General features: G+C 63.7%; 24 protein-coding genes and 3 tRNA genes. 7 read left to right on the top strand and 20 right to left on the bottom strand.

Annotated elements, in window-relative coordinates; genetic code table 11:
• Window positions 1-14: 14 nt before the first annotated feature.
• The gene (locus FLM52_16425; protein ID NVN57320.1) at window positions 15-911 is read right to left on the bottom strand and encodes a Tim44 domain-containing protein; all 897 of its coding nucleotides are present in this window, start codon (window positions 909-911) and stop codon (window positions 15-17) included.
• Between the two features lie 74 nt (window positions 912-985).
• On the opposite strand from FLM52_16425, the gene FLM52_16420 reads away from it, so the two are divergent.
• Window positions 986-1,591 (top strand): isochorismatase family protein, encoded by a 606-nt coding sequence (locus tag FLM52_16420; protein NVN57319.1) that lies wholly within the window; start codon window positions 986-988, stop codon window positions 1,589-1,591.
• A 25-nt stretch (window positions 1,592-1,616) separates the two neighbouring features.
• Here the strand turns inward: FLM52_16420 and yaaA are convergent, their stop codons facing one another.
• From yaaA to FLM52_16405, 3 genes are all read right to left on the bottom strand, one after another.
• Window positions 1,617-2,405: a peroxide stress protein YaaA gene (yaaA, locus tag FLM52_16415; GenBank protein ID NVN57318.1), complete on the bottom strand. Its 789-nt coding sequence runs from the start codon at window positions 2,403-2,405 to the stop codon at window positions 1,617-1,619.
• A gap of 107 nt (window positions 2,406-2,512) precedes the next feature.
• Window positions 2,513-2,965 carry a DMT family transporter gene (locus FLM52_16410; protein NVN57317.1) on the bottom strand — a complete coding sequence of 151 codons (453 nt, stop codon included), beginning with the start codon at window positions 2,963-2,965 and terminating at the stop codon, window positions 2,513-2,515.
• Window positions 2,966-3,045: 80 nt separating this feature from the next.
• Window positions 3,046-4,077, bottom strand: coding sequence for an NADP(H)-dependent aldo-keto reductase (locus tag FLM52_16405; GenBank protein NVN57316.1), 1,032 nt, complete (start codon window positions 4,075-4,077; stop codon window positions 3,046-3,048).
• 310 nt (window positions 4,078-4,387) lie between these two features.
• Here FLM52_16405 and FLM52_16400 point away from each other — a divergent pair, with 310 nt between their 5' ends.
• Both FLM52_16400 and FLM52_16395 read left to right on the top strand, forming a co-directional pair.
• The gene (locus tag FLM52_16400) at window positions 4,388-4,873 is read left to right on the top strand and encodes a sel1 repeat family protein (protein NVN57315.1); all 486 of its coding nucleotides are present in this window, start codon (window positions 4,388-4,390) and stop codon (window positions 4,871-4,873) included.
• Window positions 4,874-5,108: 235 nt separating this feature from the next.
• Window positions 5,109-5,615 (top strand): hypothetical protein, encoded by a 507-nt coding sequence (locus tag FLM52_16395; GenBank protein NVN57314.1) that lies wholly within the window; start codon window positions 5,109-5,111, stop codon window positions 5,613-5,615.
• A 191-nt stretch (window positions 5,616-5,806) separates the two neighbouring features.
• On the opposite strand, the gene FLM52_16390 is transcribed toward FLM52_16395, so the two are convergent.
• Entirely contained in the window at window positions 5,807-6,775 is a 969-nt protein-coding gene (locus FLM52_16390) for an NAD(P)H-quinone oxidoreductase (protein NVN57313.1), read from the bottom strand.
• 212 nt (window positions 6,776-6,987) lie between these two features.
• Here FLM52_16390 and FLM52_16385 point away from each other — a divergent pair, with 212 nt between their 5' ends.
• Complete coding sequence (locus FLM52_16385; GenBank protein NVN57312.1) at window positions 6,988-8,769, top strand: GNAT family N-acetyltransferase; 1,782 nt, start codon at window positions 6,988-6,990, stop codon at window positions 8,767-8,769.
• Between the two features lie 130 nt (window positions 8,770-8,899).
• On the opposite strand, the gene FLM52_16380 is transcribed toward FLM52_16385, so the two are convergent.
• Entirely contained in the window at window positions 8,900-9,442 is a 543-nt protein-coding gene (locus FLM52_16380) for a TIGR00730 family Rossman fold protein (GenBank protein ID NVN57311.1), read from the bottom strand.
• A gap of 318 nt (window positions 9,443-9,760) precedes the next feature.
• Here FLM52_16380 and FLM52_16375 point away from each other — a divergent pair, with 318 nt between their 5' ends.
• Complete coding sequence (locus FLM52_16375; GenBank protein NVN57310.1) at window positions 9,761-11,101, top strand: sodium-dependent transporter; 1,341 nt, start codon at window positions 9,761-9,763, stop codon at window positions 11,099-11,101.
• Between the two features lie 97 nt (window positions 11,102-11,198).
• Here the strand turns inward: FLM52_16375 and FLM52_16370 are convergent, their stop codons facing one another.
• From FLM52_16370 to FLM52_16330, 9 genes are all read right to left on the bottom strand, one after another.
• The gene (locus FLM52_16370) at window positions 11,199-11,726 is read right to left on the bottom strand and encodes a DUF501 domain-containing protein (GenBank protein ID NVN57309.1); all 528 of its coding nucleotides are present in this window, start codon (window positions 11,724-11,726) and stop codon (window positions 11,199-11,201) included.
• Window positions 11,704-12,033, bottom strand: a complete 330-nt coding sequence (locus FLM52_16365; protein NVN57308.1) for a hypothetical protein — start codon at window positions 12,031-12,033, stop codon at window positions 11,704-11,706. Before FLM52_16365 ends, FLM52_16370 begins: the two co-directional genes overlap by 23 nt.
• Before the next feature lie 62 nt (window positions 12,034-12,095).
• Window positions 12,096-12,575, bottom strand: coding sequence for an aminoacyl-tRNA deacylase (locus FLM52_16360; GenBank protein NVN57307.1), 480 nt, complete (start codon window positions 12,573-12,575; stop codon window positions 12,096-12,098).
• Window positions 12,572-13,060: an acyl-CoA thioesterase gene (locus FLM52_16355; GenBank protein NVN57306.1), complete on the bottom strand. Its 489-nt coding sequence runs from the start codon at window positions 13,058-13,060 to the stop codon at window positions 12,572-12,574. Before FLM52_16355 ends, FLM52_16360 begins: the two co-directional genes overlap by 4 nt.
• Window positions 13,061-13,106: 46 nt before the next feature.
• Window positions 13,107-13,928, bottom strand: coding sequence for a hypothetical protein (locus FLM52_16350; GenBank protein ID NVN57305.1), 822 nt, complete (start codon window positions 13,926-13,928; stop codon window positions 13,107-13,109).
• Complete coding sequence (locus FLM52_16345) at window positions 13,925-14,935, bottom strand: zinc-binding dehydrogenase (protein ID NVN57304.1); 1,011 nt, start codon at window positions 14,933-14,935, stop codon at window positions 13,925-13,927. The genes FLM52_16350 and FLM52_16345 overlap by 4 nt, the downstream gene beginning before the upstream one ends.
• A gap of 227 nt (window positions 14,936-15,162) precedes the next feature.
• Entirely contained in the window at window positions 15,163-16,704 is a 1,542-nt protein-coding gene (locus FLM52_16340; GenBank protein ID NVN57303.1) for an alanine:cation symporter family protein, read from the bottom strand.
• Window positions 16,705-16,784: 80 nt separating this feature from the next.
• The gene (locus tag FLM52_16335) at window positions 16,785-17,222 is read right to left on the bottom strand and encodes a universal stress protein (GenBank protein NVN57302.1); all 438 of its coding nucleotides are present in this window, start codon (window positions 17,220-17,222) and stop codon (window positions 16,785-16,787) included.
• 572 nt (window positions 17,223-17,794) lie between these two features.
• Window positions 17,795-18,220, bottom strand: coding sequence for a hypothetical protein (locus tag FLM52_16330; GenBank protein NVN57301.1), 426 nt, complete (start codon window positions 18,218-18,220; stop codon window positions 17,795-17,797).
• 120 nt (window positions 18,221-18,340) lie between these two features.
• On the opposite strand from FLM52_16330, the gene FLM52_16325 reads away from it, so the two are divergent.
• Window positions 18,341-19,495, top strand: a complete 1,155-nt coding sequence (locus FLM52_16325) for a putative C-S lyase (protein NVN57300.1) — start codon at window positions 18,341-18,343, stop codon at window positions 19,493-19,495.
• Between the two features lie 642 nt (window positions 19,496-20,137).
• Here the strand turns inward: FLM52_16325 and FLM52_16320 are convergent.
• From FLM52_16320 to FLM52_16300, 5 genes are all read right to left on the bottom strand, one after another.
• Window positions 20,138-21,103 (bottom strand): tetratricopeptide repeat protein, encoded by a 966-nt coding sequence (locus FLM52_16320; GenBank protein ID NVN57299.1) that lies wholly within the window; start codon window positions 21,101-21,103, stop codon window positions 20,138-20,140.
• Window positions 21,104-21,237: 134 nt separating this feature from the next.
• Window positions 21,238-21,717: an EVE domain-containing protein gene (locus FLM52_16315; GenBank protein ID NVN57298.1), complete on the bottom strand. Its 480-nt coding sequence runs from the start codon at window positions 21,715-21,717 to the stop codon at window positions 21,238-21,240.
• A gap of 158 nt (window positions 21,718-21,875) precedes the next feature.
• Window positions 21,876-21,952: transfer RNA gene (locus FLM52_16310), tRNA-Met, on the bottom strand.
• Between the two features lie 43 nt (window positions 21,953-21,995).
• Window positions 21,996-22,072 (bottom strand) — tRNA-Met (locus FLM52_16305).
• Window positions 22,073-22,125: 53 nt separating this feature from the next.
• Window positions 22,126-22,202: transfer RNA gene (locus tag FLM52_16300), tRNA-Met, on the bottom strand.
• A 369-nt stretch (window positions 22,203-22,571) separates the two neighbouring features.
• On the opposite strand from FLM52_16300, the gene phbB reads away from it, so the two are divergent.
• Window positions 22,572-23,318 carry an acetoacetyl-CoA reductase gene (gene phbB, locus FLM52_16295; protein ID NVN57297.1) on the top strand — a complete coding sequence of 249 codons (747 nt, stop codon included), beginning with the start codon at window positions 22,572-22,574 and terminating at the stop codon, window positions 23,316-23,318.
• The last annotated feature ends 34 nt before the right edge of the window (window positions 23,319-23,352 follow it).

Here is a 23,352-nt window from a genome sequence, read left to right as displayed (position 1 = left end):
GTGAGAGGAGCGTCTTAGCTGTTCTGCTCGATGCCTTGGATGTGCCAGTCGGCGCCATCGCGCAGCTCACGGACCAGGTGCCAGGTCTCGTTGAACTCGTTCTGCTCGCCATTTTCATCCAGCACGCCGTGGAACAGGACCGTCGCTTCCGCCTGCTTGCCAATCTCCTGCACGCTGCCCAGTTCAGCAAACAGACGCACGATCTCGGTACGGTTGTTGGCCGGTTGCTGAGCGCGCTCTTCCCGCAGCAGATTGTAGAGCTCTGGCGTGACGTACTCCTGAATGCGCGGCAGGTCATTGTTGTCCCAGGCGCGCTGCAGGGTCATGAAGTGTTCCTTGGCACCGCCGAGGAACTGCTCCTTGTCGAACCAGGCCGGTTCGCTGGTCGGGGCACCGCCTGTCAGGCCTGCCCCGATACCACCGGCAGGAGCCAGCGACTCGCCTTGCGGCTGATGCGCTTCACGCGCCTGCACATTGCGCGGCTGGTCGTCGTGGCGTGTGGATGTGCCACCATTGCCTGCCGGCCCGCCACTCGCCATGGCGGCCTTCTTGCGCGCGCTGAGGAACTTGAAGGCGATGAAAGCGATCACCGCGATGATCAGGAAGTCTGTCATGCGCAGACCATCGAAGGCGCCGCCGAAGAACAGCGATGCCAGCAAACCGCCTGCAAGCAGGCCTGCCAGAGGCCCGGCAAACTTGGACAAGCCGCTGGAGGGCTTGGACTTCGCTGCAGTGCTGCTGTTGGTGGCCTTGTTGCTGCCGAACAGTGAGCTGGAGGATTTTCCGCTGTCAGCGGATCGTGAGTAGCTACCGAAACTCTTGCCGCCGCCGAGGCGCTTGGCCTCTGCGTGTTCTAAGCTCAGACCGAAGCCGAGCAAGCCGACCATCAGCATGATGAACAGATGGCGCATGTGGGATCTCCTTGGATGCGCTAGCGTGTAAGTGGAAGCTCCATTCTAGCCTTAGAATCGTCGTGGGAGGACCAATGGACGACGAAAAGTCTCAACATCTGGTGGCGAGGCGATCATTGTTGTTGCTGATCGATTTCCAGGCTCGCCTGATGCCGGTTCTGAATGGCGGAACCGAGGCCATCAACAGTGCCATCTGGCTGGGCGGAATCGCCCAGGCGCTGGAAATTCCCGTCTGGCTGACCGAGCATTGCCCCGACAAGTTAGGCGCAAGTGCCCCGATGACGCACCTGTTGAGCGAACGCACACGCTGCTTCACCAAGCGAAGTTTCAGTGCGCTGGAAGAGCCGGCATTTCGCCATGCGCTGGAGAGCAGTGGCTGTGATCAGCTAGTGGTCTGTGGTGCCGAGGCGCACGTCTGCGTGATGCAGACGGTACTTTCATTGTGCAGTGCAGGTTATCGAGTGGCGCTGGTGGCCGATGGAGTTGCCAGTCGCCGCCCGCGGGAGGCGGCGCTGGGAGTGGCCCGCTGTGAGGCCGCGGGCGCCAGTATCGTCAGTGCCGAGATGGTGGCGTATGAATGGCTTGGGTGTGCAGACCACGTCCTGTTCGGCGATATTCATCGCCGTTACTTCAAACCGCGCGCCGCGGAACACTTGACTTTCCCGGGGCTGGGGGGATGAGGCGTGAAGTGCCTGCCATCACGTATCAGGCGCGTGCCGCGTCGGCCTCACTGCGCGTGAAGACCAGTGTATCGCCCTCGGAGGCGGCATTGGAGAAGCGGTAACCGGCTACGTCGAAGTCTTTGAGGTCCTCGGCTGTCTCGATATCGTGCTTGAGCATCCAGGCGCTCATCAGGCCGCGTGCACGCTTGGCGTAGAAGCTGATGATCTTGGACTGGCCATTCTTCTCGTCCTTGAACACCGGCGTCACGATACGGTGGCGGAACGCCTTGGCATCGATGGCCTTGAAGTATTCATTGGAGGCCAGGTTGACCAGTATCGGAGTGCCACTCTCTTCGACGGCCTGTTCCAGTGCCGGTGTCAGTGTCTTGCGCCAGTAGGCATAAAGATCCTTGCCGGCTGGATTGCTCAGACGCGTGCCCATCTCGAGGCGGTATGGCTGGATAAGATCCAGCGGGCGCAGCAGTCCATAGAGACCGGAGAGAATGCGCAGCTTGTGTTGTGCGCGTTCGAAGTCTTCCTCGCTGAACGTCTCTGCCGCCATGCCCTGATAGACATCCCCCTGGAAGGCCAGCACCGCCTGCTTGGCATTCTCCGGCGTGAAGGGCGGCTGCCATTCCTGGAAGCGAGCGGCATTGAGGCCGGCCAGCTTGTCGGAGAGCTTCATCAGGCTAGCGATGTCCTGCGGCGACTGTTCGCGCAGGATGTCGATCAGCGGTTGAGCCTGCTCGAGAAAATCGGGTTGGCTATGACGGGAGGTCACGGGGGCGCTGTCGAAATCCAGCGATTTGGCGGGCGAAATCACACTCAGCATGTAGACCTCCTGGCAGGGAAAGGTCTCAGTATATCAGGCAGACAAGATGGCCCCGAGTCCGTCAGAACTATCGGGGCCATAGATTGCACTGCGTGACGCCCGAGGCATCAATAGCGGCGAATAAGGAAGACCCCCGCGAACAGCAGCAATACACCTGCCACACGCCCCAGCGAAAGATCATGCTGCGGGAAGGTCGCCCAGCCGAAGTGGTCCAGAATTACCGAGGCCGTCAGCTGCCCCGCCAGGAAGGTGGCCATCATGGTGGCAGCGCCCAGCTTGGGGACCAGTATCACGCTGGCCGCGACGAAGAAGGCACCCAGCAGACCGCCGGTCCAGCTCCACCAGGGGGCTGCCTTGAGGGCGCCGACGCCCGGCATGGGCAGGCGCATGGCCAGCACGATGACGACGAGCGCGATCGAGCCGACCACGAAGCTGACCATGGCAGCCATGAGCGAGCTGTGAGTCTGCAGGGCCAGCGTGGAATTGACGCCAGCTTGAATCGGCATCATGGCGCCGGCGGCGACAGCCATGAGGATCATGCTCAATTCAGCGGGATTCATGAGGGGTCCTTGGTCACGAGCAGGCCGGTCATGGTGACCGGCCTGTCGGGGTTGTGTATCCGTTACGGGTCAGTGGCGATTCAGGGGCACGGGTTGGGTGCGGTGTTGTGGATCATCTCGATCTCGGCCAGCACTTCTTCGCTCAGCTCCACCTCGAGGCTTTTGATGTTGCTTTCCAGCTGGGTCATCGTCGTGGCACCGATGATGTTGCTGGTCAGGAACGGACGAGTGTTGACGAAGGCAAGGGCCATCTGGGCCGGATTCAGACCGTGACGACGCGCGATGTCCACGTAGCAGGCGATGACGTGCTGAGCCGGCTCGGCGTTGTAGCGCTGGAAACGCTCGAACAGCGTCAGGCGAGCGCCTTGTGGACGGGCACCGTCCAGATACTTGCCGGACAGGGTGCCGAAGGCCAGCGGCGAGTAGGCCAGCAGGCCGACATCTTCACGGTGCGCGAACTCGGCCAGGCCCACTTCGAAGCTGCGGTTGACCAGGTTGTACGGGTTCTGGACGCTGGCCACGCGCGGCAGGTTCAGGCGCTCGGCCAGGTTCAGGCACTGCATCACGCCCCATGGCGTCTCGTTGGACAGGCCCACGGCGCGGATCTTGCCGGCGGTGACCAGCTCGCCGAGGGCAGACAGGCTTTCTTCCAGCGGCGTCATGTCTTCCTCTTCGGTCGGCTGGTAGCCCAGCTTGCCGAAGAAGTTGGTCTTGCGGTCCGGCCAATGCAGCTGATAGAGGTCGATGTAATCGGTGCCCAGGCGACGCAGGTTGTCGTCACAGGCGGCGATGATCTGCTCACGCGTCAGGCGTGAACCACCGCGCAGGTAATCCATGCCCGGGCCGGTGACCTTGGTGGCGATCTTGACCTGATCACGATTGCCGCGTGCCGCCAGCCAGCTGCCGATGTATTCCTCGGTACGGCCCTGGGTCTCGCCATTCGGGGGCACCGGGTACATCTCGGCGGTGTCGATGAAGTCGATGCCAGCGTCGAGCGCGCGGTCCAGCTGCTGGTGGGCATCGGCTTCGCTGTTCTGCTCGCCGAAGGTCATGGTGCCAAGGCATAGCAGACTGACGTCGATGCCAGTACGGCCAAGAGCTCTACGTTGCATGCAGGATTCCCCTATCGGGTAGGTGTCAATGTAGCGGGCAGGGCGAGTGCTTCCAGCACGCGCGTGGTTCGCGCGCGTACTTTACCCCAAGGATGGCGCACATATTAGCAGCGTAACAAAAACCCACAAGGCGGGCTTGAGTCCCCCCGATTGCGCGAGTATGCTTGGCGCCCCGCTGTCAGGGGAGCAGTCTTTCTAGGCCGCCCGCAAGGGCAAACTGACAGTGTTGGCAAGGAGAATAGCGTCGCGGGCTCAGGATCGGGCCAGGACACGGCGTCACCCCTCTTATTCTGTATCAAGGTTACTCGTCATGCCGCAGGCCCCAACCCTGATGACTGGACTGAAATACCGCCTGGCGGAGCGTCTGTTCCACGCCTCCTGGCTGTCCGGCTCTCAGCAGAAGCATCGTCTGACCATGCGTCTGTTCAATCACTGCGCCAACGCCGGTCACACCGGTGCGTTGTCATTGTACGGGCACATGCTGTTCCAGCGCGGCAACTCCGCTCAGGAAAAGGCCAAGGGTGCGCGTTTCGTCATCAAGGCCGCGCAGGCCGGCGACGTGCATGCCCAGTATCAGGCGGCGCGTATCTATGAGTATGGCTGTGCCCAGTATCAGAGCGATCCGGCCAAGGCCGTGACCTGGTACGCGCGTGCCGCCGAGTGCCGTCATGCTCTCGCGGCCCAGCGCCTGGCGCGTGCCTATCGTGAAGGCTCCCTCGGTCTGGCGGTCTGCCCGCACAAGGCCGAGCAGTGGGAAGCCCACGCCCGCACGGGGGGTGAGGCAGACCTGCACTGAGCTGCTGTACTGCTCTCGCTGTCACTGACAACGCCCTCTTCGTGAGGGCGTTGTCGTCTCTGGCCCTCCCGGGCGCGTCTCTTGAACGTGATGCCAGCGTGATGGCGCAGATCGACCTGATGCCTGCGTTGACAGCGTCGCGCTCAGGACTCGCCAAGCAGGGGGCAATTCCCGTAACCTGAGGGCATTCAACCTCTTCTCGCCCGGGCCCTGTCTGCCTGAGATACCTTGGGAGATTCGTGTGACGCTGCCTATTCTGCTCGATATTGAAGCCTCCGGCTTCGGCCGTGGTAGCTATCCGATCGAGATCGGGCTGGCGCGTGCCGACGGCAGCAGTTGCGCCTTCCTGATACAACCTCTTGATGAGTGGGTGCATTGGGACCCCAAGGCGGAGCTGTTGCACGGCATCTCACGGGCACGGCTGGCACGCGAAGGGCGGCCAGTGCGTGAGGTGGCGCAGTGGGTCAATGATGAGCTGGGTGAGGCCGGAATCGCCTACAGCGACAGCTGGGGCTACGACAATACCTGGCTCTCGCTGCTGTTCTATCATGCCGGCATGCTGCCGCGCTTCCGTCTCGAGGCGCTCAGACGGCTGCTTGATGAGGAGCAGCTGAATTGCTGGGCGGAGCTCAAGGAAGCGGTGATCGCCGAGGGTGGCATCCAGCGCCATCGCGCCGGAGACGACGCCCGCCTGCTGCAACTTACCTGGCAGAAGGCCCAGTCGATCGGACGCAGCGAATAAGCCTGCGCGAGGCGCCTCGGGGTCTACGCCTGGCGGCATGAGCGACACTGCTGTCAGGCGGGGCTGTCAGGTGAGGCAGTGTGCACGAGATAGCGCCCAGCGAAGTCAAAAAAGCGGCAGCCCAACGGGTTGCCGCTTTTTTATACTGCCGTTTTTTCATGCTGCGGATGTCATCAGCGCCATGATGAGGCTCAGGCGCCTGTCACCGCCAGCAGCACCTTGCCGGTGCTGGCGTTGTCCTGCACATAGGCATGCGCGGCATCGGCTTCCTGGATCGGCCAGCTCTTGTCGATATGCGGGCGCAGCTCACCTCGCGCCAGGCGTGGCCACACATGCACGTAGAGCGCATCCAGCACCATGCCCTTGCCATCGGGGGAGCGCGAACGCAGGGTCGAGCCGATCAGGCGCTGACGCTTCATCAGCATGCGGCCCAGATCCAGCTCATCCATGCGCCCGCCCATCAGGCCGATCAATACCATGCGGCCGTCCTGTTTCAGCACCTGCTGATTGTCGGCCAGATAACCGCCGCCTACCGGGTCGAGAATCATGTCGGCACCGCCCCAGTCGTTCACGGCCTCTACGAAGCTGCCATCGTGGCGGTTCCAGCCGGCATCCGCGCCGAGGCGCAGGCAGGTCTCCAGCTTCTCCTGGCTGCCCACGGTCACGAAGCACGGATGCCCGAACAGCCCGCACAGCTGGATGGCGGTAGTACCGATACCGCTGGCACCGGCGTGCAGCAGTACGCGCTCCTTGTGCTTGAGATTGCCCTCGATGAACAGGTTCAGCCAGGCGGTGGCGAACATCTCCGGCAGGGCGGCGGCGTCTCTCAGGCTATAGCCCTCCGGCACCGGCAACACCTGCAGGGCATTGACGACCACCTCCTCGGCATAGCCGCCACCGGACAGCAGCGCACAGACCGGATCGCCGACCTTGAAGCGCTCGACGTGGCGGCCGACCTCACGAATGGTGCCGCTGACTTCCAGCCCCAGAATCTGACTGGCGCCTTCGGGAGGCGGATATTGGCCGGCACGCTGCATCAGATCGGCGCGATTGACGCCGGCCCAGGCTACTTCGATACGCACCTCATCCGAGGCAATCCCGTGCGGGGCCTCGGTTTCCTGCCAGACCAGTGATTCATTCTCGACGGCTATCGCAAACATTCGCTCTCTCCTTGGCGTGGCAGTCGCGCTGCCTGTTCGTACGCGGATGATCTCTGTGCCGAGGCGCATCGGCCGCGGTCCACGTGGGCGGCTGTCATCTCACTGTACGGGGACTGTGACGCATCTGTCATGAAGTGGCGCGAACCTGACGTGATATCAAGCCCCATGATCCAGACATCGCGCTCCGCACTCCGTGCGGCCAAGGAGAGAGCATGATCGATACTGCCCGCGTCATCGCTGCCAAGTATCCTGCCTTTGCCAAACGTCACCCGCTGATCCGACGGCCAGCTCTGGCCATGCTGCGGCGCCTGGTGCATGAGGGGGAGATCAATGCCTTCCTCGGCGAGAACTCGGACCAGCGCGGCTTTGATTTCATTGACCGCGTGCTCGATCACTTTTCCTTCGGCTACTCGGTGTCCTCGCGGGAGCGCGAGAACATTCCGGCCTACGGGCGTGTCGTCATCGTCGCCAATCATCCGCTGGGGTCATTGGATGGCCTCGCACTGCTCAAGCTGGTCGGCGAAGTGCGCCGCGACGTCAAGATCGTCGCCAACGACATCCTGATGAAGGTCGAGCCGCTGGCACCCTTGCTGCTGCCACTGGACAACCTCAGTCGACGTGGCTATCGCAAGAGCAGTGGTCAGATCTGCGATGCGCTGATGAATGAAGAGGCCGTGATCATCTTTCCGGCCGGCGAGGTCTCGCGTGCAGGCCCGACCGGGCCGCGCGACGGCAAGTGGCTGTCGGGTTTCCTGCATTTCGCGCGCAAGACCAATGCGCCGGTGCTGCCTATCCACGTCAGCGGTCGCAACTCGACGCTCTTCTATGCGCTGTCGTCGATCAATCGCAGCTTCGGCACGCCCCTGCTGGCCCACGAGATGTTTCGCCAGCGCGAGCGGCAGCTCAAGCTGCGTATCGGCGAGCTGATTCCGCTGGAGCGCCTCGACAGTGATGCCCTCAATACCAACGCCAAGACGCGTCTGCTACGCAAGCATCTGTATCGCATCGGGCGCGGCAAGCGTGGCCTGTTCGTGACCGAGAAGGCCATCGGCCATCCGGAGGAGCGCCAGGCGCTGCGTGAGGAGCTGACACCCTGTGAATTGCTGGGCGAGACTCGTGACGGCAAGAAGATCTACCTGTTCGATGCCTTCCCCGGCTCCAGCGTGATGCGCGAGATCGGTCGTCTGCGCGAGATCAGTTTCCGGCGTGTCGGCGAGGGCACCGGCGAGCGACGCGATATCGATCGCTATGACGCCCACTACCGGCATCTGGTGCTTTGGGATGACGCCGACCTCGAGATCGCCGGTGCCTATCGCATCGGTGAGGTACGCAAGATCATGGCGACACATGGCGAGAAGGGGCTCTACAGCCCGACCCTGTTCCGCTTTACGCCGGAGATGTTCGAGCGCATGCAGGACGGTCTGGAGCTGGGGCGCAGTTTCGTGCAGCCGCGTTACTGGGGGCGGCGCAGCCTCGATTACCTGTGGCAGGGGCTGGGCGCCTATCTGCGCTGTCATCCCGAGATTCGCTGGCTGTTCGGCCCGGTCACGCTTTCCAACAGCTATCCGGAGGCCGCCAAGGCGTTGATCGTCAGCTACTACCGTCATTATTACGGGGATGATGAGGGGCTGGCGCGTGCACGGGCGCCGGTCGCCCAGAGCGTGCCGGGCAGCGCCGCCCATGAAGCGGAGCGGCTGTTCGATGGTCAGGACGCCGATGGCGATTTCCGCCGCCTGCGTGCCCAGCTGGATGCGATGGGCGTGACGGTACCGACGCTCTACAAGCAATACGCCGAGGTCACCGAGCCCGGTGGCACCCGCTTCCTCGATTTCAGTGTCGACGCCGATTTCGGTTACTGCATCGACGGCCTGGTGATGGTCGATGTCGAGCAGGTCACCGCCAGCAAGCGGGCGCGCTATATCGGCAAACCCGCCCAGCGGCAGGCCGTCTCGGAGGATGCCGTTGAGGTTGTTGGCGAGACGTCGCTGAGCTGAGGCGAACTGCTGACAGAGCACGCTGAGCTGAGACGGCCGCTCGCAGAGTCACTCCCCATGGCGCCAGCGTCATGCGCTTGTGGGGAGTGACGCACCAGCCTGTCAGGTCTCAGGCCTTACGTCTCAAGCCTTACGTCTCGGGCGCCAGACGCTTCAGCAGGGGCGTGATCTCGCGCTCGCTGATCAGGCGCGCGCGAGTGTCTGCATCGAGGAAGCCCGCCTCGACGGTGCGGTCCAGAAACTCGAGCAGGGGGGCGTAGAAGCCGTCACTGTCGAGGATGGCGATCGGCTTGGCGTGAAAGCGCAGGTACTGCCAGGTCCAGGTCTCGAACAATTCCTCCAGGGTGCCAATCCCGCCGGGCAGGGTCACGAAGGCATCTGCCAATGCGGCCATCTGCGCCTTGCGCTCATGCATGTCCGAGACCTCGATCAAGCGCGTCAGACCGGTATGCGCCTTCTCGTTGCGGACCAGCACCTGCGGGATCACGCCGATCACCTCACCGCCTGCTGCCAGCGCGGCATCTGCCAATGCCCCCATCAGCCCGGCGCGCGCACCTCCGTAGACCAGTCCCCAGCCGCGTTCGGCGATGGCCGTGCCCAGAGCCTCGGCCAGTTGGCGGTGCTGTGGGGAGACGCCCTCGCGGGAGCCCAGATAGACACAGATGCGATGCATGTTGCTCTCCTGAATGTTTCTAGGCGGCGCTCACTGCTGGCTGCCGTGCCTTGCTGTCATGTCCTTCCTATCCTACGCGAGTTGTGCGGCGACGCTATGACGCCCATGAGGAACTCGACATTGCCCCGTGGCCAACGCGAGTCGCGTGCTGAGTTTCGGCGTTGTCGCCTGCATTCGCGGGCCTGCTCTGCTACCCTTGCCGCCCCCGCAGGCGACGGCTGGCGGGCGCTAGCGCCCCGTGAGCTTGCATCGGGATGCACCCCAACTCATCGCGACGTCGTCTTCGACGGACGCGGAACAACAAGGCAGGAGAGGCAGATGGCGCAGGTGCGCGGACGCTTTGCCAGTCGGCTGGGCTTCTTGATGGCCGCCGCTGGTTCGGCAGTAGGACTTGGCAACGTGTGGGGCTTCCCGTCCCAGACGGCCAACAACGGAGGCGGGGCCTTCGTGGTGATGTATCTGGTGCTGGCCTTCCTGTTGGCATGGCCGGCCTTGATGGCTGAGCTTGTCATCGGCCGCCATGGTCAGGCCAACATCGTCACCAGCATGAGCCTCGGACAAGGCATTACCAAGCGCTTCGGCGCGCTGGCGGGCTGGGCGGGCATGCTGACCGCCAGCCTGATTCTGGCCTTCTATGCCATCGTCGCGGGCTGGCTGCTGGGCTATACCGCCGCGCCGGTCGCTGATGCACTGGGCATGAGTTCCGCCGCCAGCTGGCTGACCACCTTCGACTTCACGCGCAATGTCTCGCTGACGGCGGTTTTCCTCGCCCTGACGATGGCGATCGTGGTCGGCGGCGTGCGCGGCGGGATCGAGAAATGGTCCACGCGGCTGATGCCGCTGTTGCTGATGCTGCTGGTCGGATTGATCGGCTACGTTTTGACCCTGCCGGGCGCCGATGAAGGCCTGAGCGTCTACCTGATGCCGCAGTGGGACCGCATCTTCGATGCCGACCTGATGCTGAGCGCGATGGGCCAGGCGTTCTTCTCGCTGTCGCTCGGTGTGGGCGCGATGCTGATCTACGGCTCCTATCTGGGGCCGGAGCAGAACCTGCCGCGTCTCGGCGTACTGGTGACGCTGATCGATGTCGGCATCGCCTTCCTCGCCGGCCTGCTGGTGATTCCGGCCATGTATGCTGCGCGTCATCTGGGCGTCGAGATCTTCGATGCCGAGGGCTTGCTCAAGAGCTCGGATACTCTGCTGTTCGACACGCTGCCGGCGCTGTTCGGCCAGATGGGCGGCGCAGGTGGCACCCTGATGGTGGCGTTCTTCGCGCTGATGAGCGTGGCGGGCATCACCTCGTCCATCTCGATGCTGGAAGTGCCGGTGTCCTTCGTGGTCGAGCGTGGCTGGTTGGGTCGGCGTGCCGCCACCCTGGCCGTCGGTGCCGCCATCATGGCCATCAGCCTGACCATCGCCGCCAACTTCGGGGCACTGTTCGGCCTGGTGATCATGTTGACCACCCAGTACAGTCAGCCGCTGGTCGCGCTGGTGATGTGCCTGCTGGTCGGCTGGGCGATGTCGCGCCATGCGCTGCTCAAGGAGATCCAGAGCGGGGCGCCGGACATCGAGTCCAGCCTGTTCTGGAAGATCTGGCCGTGGTACGTGCGCCTGATCTGCCCGCTGTGCATCGCGCTGGTCTTCGCGCACTCGCTGTAGGCCTGACGCTCGTCCCGACGCAAGAAGCCCGCCAATTGGCGGGCTTCTTCGTCTTCTGCATTCAAGCCGACGGCTTCGCGTCGAGCATCGCCAGGGCTCAGGGCAGCTCGGACAGCACGTCGTAATGGGCATCGACCCAGTGACCGATGGCGTTGCCCTCGGCGTAGGCGAGATGCTGGGCGTACTGGGTGTGCAGGCAGCGCACCTGATTCCAGTCACGGATACCGCCGACGCCACGTTCACGCATCAGCTCAGTGAAGCCCTGGGTCTCGATGGCGTTGCGCTCGGCCTCGCTCATGAAGCTCCAGCGTTCGGCGACGTAGGCCTCATGGCTGGCACGGTAGCGCGCCAGCAGTTCCTCGTCGGTCTTGAGGCGTTCTTCCAGCCCCTTGATGACGCCTTCGGCCTCGATGCGTGACAGCGAGATCTTGAGGCGTTCATCGCACAGCCAGTAGAGGGTCGGGAAGGGCTTGCCGTCCACCAGAGAATGCATGCGCAGCACCAGCGGGGTGCCCTCGCCATCGGTGGCGGCCACGGCCTGGATGCCGCGCGGCTTGCGCCCGAGCTGGCGCTCGATGATCTCGAGCTCCCGCGCGTCGGGACTATGATTGGTCAGGATCACCATGCTTGCGGTCAGGCTCCAGCACACACTTGTTGGACCGGGATACGGCCCGGAAGAAAGCCTGGTTGAGCTGCTGGGGGCTCGGCACATAGCCATGCCATTCACGCTCGCAGTAGTCACTGCCGCGCGCCATCAGCTCCGGGGCCAGACGATTGAACCAGCCATCATAATCGTAGGGGTCAAGGCCCGGCAAGCTGATGTGCGGGTAGTCGGCGAAGCGCTCACTGAACCATTGCTCCAGCGCCGCTTCGACCTGCGCATGCAGCTCGGTCATGTCCGGATAGATCCACTTGCTGTAGCGAATGCCCATCGGGCCTCCTCGCTGACGCGGTGCTGTGGCGGGTTCGTCATGGTGTGCCACGCCCGTGGCCATCAGTCGTTACGAGCCAGCGGGGCGAACTGGCCATTGCCCAGCTCACACAGTAACGCGGGGGCGAGCGCTATCTCCAGTCCACGGCGACCGCCGCTGATGAAGATTTCCGCCTGTGTCGCGGCGCTGTCATCGACCCACAGTGGCAGGCGCTTCTTCTGCCCCAGCGGACTGATGCCGCCGACCACATAGCCGGTGGCACGTTCGGCGGCATCATGCGCGGCCAGTGCCGCCTTGCGTGCCCCGCAGGCGCGTGCCAGTGCCTTGAGGTCGAGCGTGCCGCTGACCGGCACCACGGCAACCACCAGCGGCTGACGTGCGTTGCCGCCTTCCAGCTGGCAGACGAGGGTCTTGAAGACCTGGGCGGGATCAAGCCCCAGCGTGTGGGCAGCCTCTTCCCCGTAGGCAGGGGCTCGCGGGTCGTGGGTATATTCGAGTGTGCGGTGTGGCTTGCCCTTGAGCAGCTTGAGCGCGGGTGTCATGCCGGCACGCTCCCCTCTGAGGTGGCGCTGTGCGTGCCGAGTGCCCGGGCGGCTTTGCGCAGGGCCGGGACATCCAGTTCGGCGCTGTCGGTGTGCTCGTGCACATGGCTGGCCAGGGTCGCGCGCAGCTCGCCCTCGATGGGCAGCGATTGCTTGGCATGATGATCGAACTGCACCAGCACGCAGTGGCCGCGCGCGCCGCAGACGCCGCTTTGCCACGCTTCCTGGGTCACGGTGAAGGAGCTGCCGCCGAGGCGCGACAGCCAGGTGCGAATCTCCACCGGCTGGCCATATTGCAGCTCGGCGAGGAAGTCGACCTCGATGCGCGCCATGATCAGCGGCCACTTGCGCGGATCGAGGTCCGGCACGAAGACGCGGAACAGGTCATTGCGCGCCCACTCGAACCAGGCCGGCAGGCGCGTATTGTTGATGTGCCCGAGGGCATCGGTGTCGAAGAAGGCCGGTTCCAGTGTCTTGAAGTACATGCGTCGCTCCTGGGCATCCATGCGGCATTTCAGCCTATCAGGAAGCTCAGGCGCTGGCTGTACGTCGTGAGGCTAGTCGACGTTGCAACGGCGTGAACACGCCCAGCCACGCCGTCGCCACGATGAAACCGAGCAGGGTGCCCAGGCCGACCCCCATGCCGGGGTAGCTGAGCGAGACCACCAGCGCGTAGCACAATAGTGAGCCGAGGCCGGCCGGGTAGTGCTTGATGACGGTCGCGACGGCTACCGGCCCCTGGGTGAGATGCAGAATCACCAGCAGCGGGTACATGGTGACCGGGAAGGCCGCCACCAGGCCTGCCCAGGAGGGCGGCAGCAGGTGGGCCAGCGCGGTGATGCCGAACACGATGCCGGCGGCCAGTCCGGCGCGCGCCAGCAGCGAGACCCAGGAGAAGGGTGACTTGCGCGCCGTGCTTTCCGGTACGCCGCGATAGAGGCGCATGCACAGCACGATGGCGATCAGCGTCACGATCACGCCGCTGACGCGTGTGAACTCGAACTGCGCCAGTGCCAGACTGGCGATCAGCCAGACCAGCAGGCCGCCCAGGGTGCCGTTGATGACGCCGCGCAGCCCTTGGGCACGCCCGCATAGCCAGTAACCGACCCCCAGCGCCAGCGTCGAGGAGAAGCCGGCCAGGGTATAGACGGCGCTCTGGCCGGCAAACTCGGGGGAAATCTCCACGCCGATGAAGCCCAGCGTGATGGCCGTACCCAGCGGGTAGCCGGACAGCAGCCCGGCCATGCGCGTCGAGAGGCGCTCCGCGATCAGTGACAGCCCGATCACCACCGCCACCGAGATCAGCAGCTTGAGCAGTTGCAGGCCCAGCTCACCCTGAAGTGCTGCGCTCATTGGGCGGCGTCCCAGAACTGACGGCGCACCAGCGAGATCTTGCCCACTGCCTTGCCGGAGGCCTGATGACGATGGGCCTCGGCGACCTCGCTGAAGTCGAACTGACGCTCATCGAGGCGCACCTTGAATTCGCCTTCCTCGACCAGCTCCACCAGCTTGCCCAGCGCCTGGCGCTGCTGTTCATGTCCGATGCCAGCGGTCAGCGGCAGCAGGATCGACAGCACTTCCAGGCTGCGGCTGCCGGCGTGCAGCGGCGAGAGATCCACCGTGGTGCGCGCGTTGATGGTCACGATGCGCCCGCCCAGCTTGCTGGCGGCGAAGCTGGCGGCCAGGTTGTCGCCGCCGACGCAATCGAAGACCAGGTCGAAGCCCTCGCCACCCGTCAGCCGGGCCACGTAATCGGCCACGGCTTCCTCGCGGTAGCGGATGACGTGGTCCGCGCCGCAGTCGCGTGCCGCCCGGGCCTTGTCATCGCTGGACACCGTGGTCGCGACTTCCGCGCCGATGCAACGGGCGATCTGCAATGCCACATGGCCGACGCCACCGGCGCCGCCGTGGACCAGCACGCGTTGTCCCGCTTCCAGCCGGCCACGCTCCACCAGTGCCTGCCAGGCGGTGATGAACACTGCCGGCAACGCGGCGGCTTCCATGAAGCTCAGGCGGCGCGGCTTGCGGGTGATCAGGCGTTCATCGGCGAGCATGTATTCCGCCAGCGCACCCGGATGAGCGGCGACACCGCCGGCAAAGCCGAGCACCTCGTCGCCGGGCGAGAAGGCCAGCACGTCATCGCCGACGGCATCGATCACACCGGCCAAGTCGCCGTGCAGCACACAGGGCGCTGGCGGCAGGAGAGGCACCTGACCGCTGGCCAGCTTGAGATCCAGTGGATTGACGCTGGAGGCAGCGACACGAATGCGCACCTGGCCGGGGCCGGGAGTGGGCAGCGGGCATTCGGTCGCCACGAAGTCGGCATCCGGGCCGGGATTGCGCAGCACCATGGCATGCATGGAAGCGAGCATGAGACGTCCTCGTTGATACGGGTTCCGGCCAGTGTGGCCAGTGAGCGCCACACCCTACCCATTGCGCTGCGTTGCGGCAATCCGACTTGGGTGGTTTCAGCCGTCCAATGCACGGAATTGCATGATCGACAACGAAAAAGCCCCTGCCGATGGGCAGGGGCCTGGGGTGATGCGGCGGCTGACGGTGTGTCAGGCCCGCCTGGGCGTGATGGGGATCACGCGTTCTGGCGCTTGGCTTTCTTGTCGACCGGTGCGATCTCGCCGGACTTCAGTTTGGCGATGTACTGGGCCAGCTCACGCTTCACGACCGGCATCAGATAGTAGAGGCCGATGATGTTGGCGATGGACATGGCGAAGATCATGGCGTCGGAGAAGTCGATGACCGGGCCGAGGCTCATGGAGGCACCGATGACCACGAAGGCGAGGAAGATCAGCTTGTAGACGATCTCGGAGCCCTTGCTCTCACCGAACAGGTAGGTCCAGGCCTTCAGGCCGTAGTAGGACCAGGACAGCATGGTGGAGAAGGCGAACATCAACACGGCCAGGGCCAGCACATACGGGAACCACGGGAAGGCGGTCTCGAAGGCGTAGGACGTCAGCTGGACGCCGCCGAGGCCTTCGACCTGGTAGGCGCCGGTGATGACGATGACCAGCGCGGTCATGGTGCAGATGACGACGGTATCGATGAACGGCTCGAGCAGGGCGACGATCCCTTCGGTCGCCGGCTGGGAAGTCTTGACGGCAGAGTGGGCGATGGCCGCGGAGCCGATACCGGCTTCATTGGAGAAGGCAGCACGCTTGAAGCCCTGGATCAATACGCCGACGATACCGCCGCCGACCGCGACCGGTGCGAAGGCACCTTCGATGATGGCGCCGAAGGCAGCCGGAATCGCGCTGAAGTTGAAGCCGAGGATGATGATCGCCGCGATCACGTAGATGACAGCCATCATCGGCACCAGTTTCTCGGTGACACGTGCGATGGACTTGATGCCGCCGATGATGACCATGCCGACGATGGCAGCCATCACCAGACCGAACAGCCAGCCGTAGCCGACCAGGAAGCTGGCATCACCGCCGGTGACGTTGACGGCCTGCTGATAGGACTGGTTGGCCTGGAACATGTTGCCGCCGCCGATGGAGCCGCCGATGGCGCAGATGGCGAAGAACACCGCGAGTACCTTGCCCAGCCCCGCCTTGCCATTTTCCGCGAAGCCCTTGGACAGGTAGTACATCGGGCCGCCGGAGATGGAGCCATCCGCGTTGACGTTGCGGTACTTCACGCCAAGCGTACATTCACAGAACTTGGAGGCCATGCCGAGCAGACCGGCCAGAATCATCCAGAAGGTCGCGCCCGGTCCGCCCAGCGAGACGGCGACCGCGACACCGGCGATGTTGCCCAGGCCAACCGTGCCTGACAGCGCCGTGGCCAGTGCCTGGAAGTGGGATACCTCGCCTTCATCCTTCGGGTCGGTGTAGTCACCCTTGACCAGACGCACGGCATGGCCGAACAGGCGGAACTGCACGAAGCCGAAATAGAGCGTGAAGACGACCGCCGCGATGATCAGCCAGCCGACGATCAGCGGGAACTGGGTACCGGCCACCGGTACGGAATAGAAGATGGTCGAGACGATCGGGTTGACGATCGGTCCGACGATGTCACTGATGGCCTGGTCCATGCCTTCGGCACGGGCAGAGCTTGAGGCCATGAGGACTGCCATGGCGGCAGCCCAGGGGGCCAGGGAGCGGAATCGACTCATGAGAGGTAACCTCGAAAAGCGAATTGTCGTTATTGTCGGGTACAAATCTCTGCAGGCGGCGGGTGCGGGAGGCGCCTGTCTCAGGGAACGATGGTGACGGGCACCGAGGCCTCTTGAATCAGATGGGCAGTGACGCTGCCGAAGATGCGTGAGCGGACGCTTTCCCCCTTGCGGCCGACGATGATCTGCTCGGCATTCACCTCACGCGCCAGCAGGCTGAGAATCTCGGCGGCATCGCCGTGGCGGACACGCCCCTCGACCTGATAGCCCTCCTTTTCCAGCTCGCTGATGGCGGGCGTCAGTACTCGTTCGCGGGCCAGCTTGATCTCGTTCTCGCGGCGGCTGGCACGCTGGGCGTTCTCCTCCGGCGTGTTGAAGCTGTAGGGCGACCATTCGACCACGTAGCAGAGAATGATCCTGGTTTCCGCGCCCACCAGAGAGGCGACGCGTTTGGCATAGGCAATGGCACTGTCGCCGCCCGGGGTTCCATCCAGTCCGACAATCAGGGAGGTGGTCATGGAGCTTCTCCTGAAGCTTGCTGGTCGTCGTGTCGCGCCAGCGGATTCTTGTTGAATTACCGTTTCGTTGCGGTTGAAAGAACTTTACTCCTCGCTCACACAAGAAATCCCATCGGGTGTATCGCTTCACAAAACGATGATTAAACGAAATGGCGTCAGTTACGCGTTGACGAGGCTCAGGTTTCCGCAACGCGACTAGTCGGTGGTGACAATATTCGTTGAGAAAACTGCTACCCATGGCTGCCAGCAATGCCGAGAGGGGGACGAGCTGTCCTTTGAGGGCACCATCAGAATCGCCATCAGTGGCAGGGAGGAGCGGGAGTGAAGAGGATGTGACCAGGGAGTGACGCAGGGGCAAGGAGTAGGAGCCGCAAGGAGAAGGAGTTGCAAGGAGAGTGCGGGCAGAGATAGAGCTCAGCGGACAGGAACGGGCGGGAGCGGACAAGGATATAGAGCGGACAAGAGAGGGTCAGCAGGGAGGGAAATACGAGGAGGGGGGGAAGGAAGGAGGGCCGAGAGAAACGCAGCGCTGCTCACCAACAGCGCTGCGAGCGTTCGACAATCGAGCGCGGCTAGATCAGCCGCTGGTGCGTCAGGTCTTGCCAGGCGGCTTCGATGGGCCAGGCCAGCGGCTGACGCAGGTGTTCCGGCAGCGCCATCAGGGCGGCCGCGGGACTGTCGTGTTCGCGCATGCGCAACCAGCAGTAGGCCCAGGCGCAGGCATCATCCGGCCCCTGCGGCACCGGGCGTGCCGGCATCTGCATCAACAGGAACAGCGCTGCCTTGGGCGCCCACAGCGGCGCACCGCCTTGGGCGGCCCACTGTTCCAGTGTTTCGCCATCGGGATTGCTGGCGGGTTGGCCAAGACTCGCGACGCGCGCGGTATCAGCCAGCAGCACGGCGAGGCGCTCGCTGTCGCCACGGCCATGGGTCAGCCAGGCGTGCAACAGACCGGGCAGCCCGCGCTGGGCCTGTGGGTAAAAGGTGTCTTCAGACATGCACAAAGCCTTATGCTGTAGTTGGTCCACAGGTATTCTTCTCGCCGCCAGAAGGCGGTGTGAGGCGAGCGCACTGCTCGCGTTGCCTGCCAAATTTGCCCGCCACAGGGAGACTCCATCTTGCCATTCGATTTCATCACCCCGCTCGATCGACGCCAGTACCCTTCCCAGAAGTGGGATCGCTACGCCTCGGACGTCATGCCCCTCTGGATTGCCGACATGGACTTCAGCGCCCCGCCCGCCGTGACACGAGCGCTGGCCGAGCGAGTGGCGCATCCGGTCTACGGCTATGCCAAGCCGTCGGAGAGCCTCGATGACAGCCTGTGTGACTGGAGTCGCGAGCATTATGGCTGGGAGGTGCCGCGTGATGCCATCGTCTGGCTGCCGGGCGTGGTGCCGGCCTTGCACCTGGCCAGCCTGGCGTTGACCTCTCCCGGCGCGGGCGTGGTCACGACGACCCCGATCTACCCGCCCTTCCTCAAGGTGGCACAGAAGACCGGGCGACTGGCGCAGATGGCGCCGCTGGCAGAGCCCGAGACGCAAGGCGGCCCCTGGCGTCTGGACCTGGAGGCCCTGGAGGCGGCCATCACACCCGAGACCGAGCTGCTGCTATGGTGCCACCCGCACAATCCTACCGGCCGCGTCTGGTGCGAGGAAGAGCTCGAGGCGCTGGCGGAGCTGGTCGAGCGTCACGATCTGCTGGTGGTCTCCGATGAGCTGCATGCGGATCTGGTGGTGGACCCGACGGCCCGCCATATCCCGCTGGCCAGCCTGAACGAGCGACTGGCGGCACGCTGCGTGACCCTATGGGCGCCCTCCAAGACCTTCAATACCGCCGGGCTTACGTTCGCCTGCGCGGTGATCACCGATCCCGGGCTGCGTGCACGCTTCACCGGCGCCGCCAATGGCTTGATGCCCGATACCAATGTGCTGGGCATGGCCGCGACCGAAGCGGCGTGGCGCGAGGGTGAGCCGTGGCGTCAGGAGTTGCTGGGCGTGCTGCGTGACAACCTCGATCTGCTGGAAAGCCATGTGGCACGCTGGGACGGCGTCAGCATGTCGCGCCCGCAGGCCACCTATCTGGCCTGGTTGGATATGCGCAAGGCAGGGCTCGGGGAGTCTCCGCAGCAGACGCTGCTCGAGGAGTGTGATGTCGCGCTGTCGGATGGCGCAGACTTCGGTTGGCCGGGCTTCGTTCGCCTGAACTACGCCACCACGCGCGTCCAGCTGGAGCAGGCGCTGCAGCAGATGGATGAGCGCCTGCAGAAAGGTTGAAGTTGGCGAAGGGATCGAGGGGGCGAGCGAAGCGGCCAGGAAGGGGAGTCGACAGAGCCGGAGTTGATCTGGGTCAGTCTGCGGCGTTTCGTTGGCAGCTATCGCTCAACGCAAACTTGAATTGAGAATCATTATCGTCAACTCTGAGGGCAGGCCACTCATCGGGAGGGGCTTGTCATCAGGAGATGCGACGATGAGACATGAGGTGGCAGAGACGCCGCGACAGGGGTGGCCAGCAAGCAGGGATGCAGGCGTGACGGCCTGTCGTGAATGGTGTTGTCAGGGCGGGAGCCTGCGGCTGGCGCGTTCATCGCCGCCATCTTCACGCTGCCGTGCATCCGCGGCGTCATCTGCCACCCCATCTGCGCCAGACGCCGTGAAGTCTGCGGGCCAGGAACTGGAGGTGGACTTTCCGCCCAGTGTGCGCGAATCGCGTGCTCGCCCCTCGCTTCTCAAGGGCTGGAGCCGTCGTTAGTCCTTGAGTCGGCGCGACGGCGGGCCCTCAATGACAAGGCCCCGCTTCCTTGACCGGAGGCGGGGCCTTGTCGTCTGCGTGATGTGTTCAGCTCATTAGCCCGATCAGAAGTACAATCAGCGCATCAGCACGATCAGTACATCAGCACGATCAGTACATCAGCACAATCAATACATCAGAGCGAACAGTTGGCGACGGAAGCGCACCGTCAGCTCATGGGTCGCCCCAAGGGCGTCGAAGACGCGCAGCAGCGTCTTGCGTGCCAGATCATCGCCGTACTGGCGGTCAGTCTTCACCAGGCTGATCAGGGTATCCAGCGCCAGCTCGTAGTGGCCATCCGCCAGATCGCGCATGGCGCGCTGGTAGCGGGCTTCGCTGTCGTCCCGCTCGATCATCGCCTGCACCTCTTCGGGAGACGGTGCCTCGGCGGTGAAGTCGATGCGTGCGCGTACGCCTCGCGCCTGGGCACCGTCACGGTCTTCCGGCTTGAGGGAATCCAGCAGCTGACGGGCCTCTTCACCATTGCCTTCGGCGACCAGTACCGAGGCGAGGTGGATGCGGTATTCCGGTGTCTCGGGGGATTCCTGCGCCAGTTGCTGATACAGCGCCTTGGCGGTGACGAGATCGCCGCTTTCCAGCGCAGTGGCCGCCTGCTCCGTGAGGCTGGGTCCTGCGCCGGCCGCCGGCTGGACCTTGTGCTGCTCGAGGAACTGGCGAATCTCGGCTTCCGGGCGTGCGCCGGTGAAATTGCCTGCCAGACCGCCCTGGATGACCAGCTTGACATCCGGCACCGAGCGCACGCCCAGCTGGGCGGCGATGTCCTGCTGCTCCTCGGCGTTCAGCTTGGCCAGGATGAAGCCACCCGCATATTCACGTGCCAGCTTCTCGAGAATCGGTGTCAGGACGAGACAATGCTCGCTCTGCGGCGACCAGCAATCCAGCAGTACCGGCACTTGCTGTGAGGCTTCCAGCACCTGCTGAAGATTGCTCATGTCCACATCGATGATGTAGGTGTTGGCGTCTTCTGCCTGGCGCGGCGCACTGGCGGCACCGCCGCCGACCACCCCTTGTGGCTGGGCGGCGGTGGTGTCATTGCCGGTCAGTGGCTGGCCGGTATTGGGATCGATGATCATGGTGCATGCCCCGAAATTCTGTCTGCGATTCAAGGCTCGCGCGCGAGCCGGTTGGCCTGATGATGCGGCCCGTCGCAGTGGAGTTCAAGGCGCTGCCGGTCACTTCCTCGCGCGAGCGCCCCGGGCGCGTCGGTTCACGGCAGCAGGGTGTCGTCGGCCAGGCTGGCGATGCAGGCGGCTTCGCTCTCGCTGAGCGGCATCACGGACAGGCGTGCGCGGCGCACCAGGTGGCTGTCCGCCAGCTCGGGCCGGGCCTTCAGGCGCGCGATGGGCAGGGAGGTGCGCAGCGGGCGAAGGTAGCTCAGGCGCGGGGCGACCCAGCGCGGAGGCTTGTCGGCATCGATATCCGCCACCTGACGTGGGTCGAAGCCCTTGTGCTCGGGGTCACTGGCCGTCGGGTCGGGCAGGGCGAGTTCGCTGACGACGGCCAGGCCGACCACCGCAGGTATCTTGCAGCTGGAGTGCTGGATGAGCACGACATCACCGAGCTGCATCTCACGCAGGAAGTTGCGCGCCTGATAGTTGCGCACGCCATCCCAGAGCGCCGGTGATTCGCGGCGCAGGTCATCCAGCGAGAAGGCATCGGGTTCGGTCTTGACCAGCCAGTGGCGCATGCAGGCACTCCCTTGGGACTGACGCGATGAGTGTGAAGGTGATGGGCGTTGAGAAAGGGGTAAGCGAGGTCCGGGCGCTGGCCTCAGCGATATCCTCGCACAGGAATGTCACGCATACGAAAAAGGCCTGATGCATGGCATCAGGCCTTTCGAATTCTTGGTAGCGGGGACCGGATTTGAACCGATGACCTTCGGGTTATGAGCCCGACGAGCTACCAGACTGCTCCACCCCGCAATACTGGTTACTGCCTTTGCTCCAACTCTGACGCATCAGAGGTTGGTAGCGGGAACCGGATTTGAACCGATGACCTTCGGGTTATGAGCCCGACGAGCTACCAGACTGCTCCATCCCGCAACATCACGTTGGTGTCTGACCGGGAATTACCTTGATAGGCAACGACTTGTCAGTGGTAGCGGGGACCGGATTTGAACCGATGACCTTCGGGTTATGAGCCCGACGAGCTACCAGACTGCTCCACCCCGCATCAACGTGGGGCGTAGTATAAGGATATACAGTGCTGCGTCAACCGTTATCCCGTAATTGACGCAAACATCTCGTGTCCGGTGAGTCGTCACCAACCCATCTACGCATCTCGAGCGATTATCGACATCTTGTGTGAGAGATCTGCTACATACATTCCCTCTGCATCCTGTCCATACTGAGGAGGACGCGTCTCGCACAGGCGGATGGCAGGCGTCACAGAGTGCACGATTGTCATCAGGCTGTTAGAGATACGGGTCATTGTTGTCGTTGCAGGCATTCTCGTTTTCTCAGGGCGGGGTGTCCGCAGATTCGCCAAGCTGTGCCCAAGCCAAGGACACAGGACGTTCCAGGATTAGGGAGACGCAATAAGATGACACAGACAGCACCCGTCGCATGGGTTACCGGTGGTACCGGTGGCATTGGTTCCGCTATCTGCCGCGAGCTGGCGAACCAGGGGTATCAGGTAATTGCGGGTTACAGGAACAAGGAAAAGGCAGAGGGGTGGCTGTCGGAACAGCGTGCTGCCGGGTACGAGAACATCGCACTGTCCGGTATCGAGCTGGACAACTTCGAAGCCTGTCAGGCAGGCGTCAACGAAATCCGTGAGCGCTTCGGCCCGATCGCGGTACTGGTCAACTGCGCCGGTATCACGCGTGATACCTCCATGCGCAAGATGAGCTATGAGCAGTGGCGCGAAGTCATCAACTGCAACCTCGACAGCGTCTTCAACACCTGCCGTGCCGTCATCAATGACATGCTGGAGCACAAGTACGGCCGCATCGTGAACATCTCCTCCATCAATGGCCGCAAGGGGCAGTTCGGGCAGGTCAACTACTCGGCTGCCAAGGCGGGCATGCATGGCCTGACCATGGCCCTGGCGCAGGAAACCGCGACCAAGGGCATCACCGTCAACACCCTGTCGCCGGGCTATATCGCCACCGACATGATCATGAAGATCCCCGAAGAGATCCGTGAATCGATCCGCGAGACCATCCCGGTCAAGCGCTACGGCCAGCCGGATGAGATCGCACGCGCGGTCGCCTTCCTGGCCGACGAGAAATCCGGCTTCATCACCGGTGCCAACCTGGACATCAATGGCGGCCAGTTCATGGGCTGATGCTCTGCGCTGGAGTGAGCCAGTGCAGGGTTGG

The sequence above is a fragment of the bacterium Scap17 genome (assembly GCA_013376735.1).
In the GTDB taxonomy this organism is placed as follows: domain Bacteria; phylum Pseudomonadota; class Gammaproteobacteria; order Pseudomonadales; family Halomonadaceae; genus Cobetia.
The sequence above is the reverse complement of the archived record's forward strand: the minus strand, read 5'-3'. Positions and strand labels throughout refer to the sequence as shown.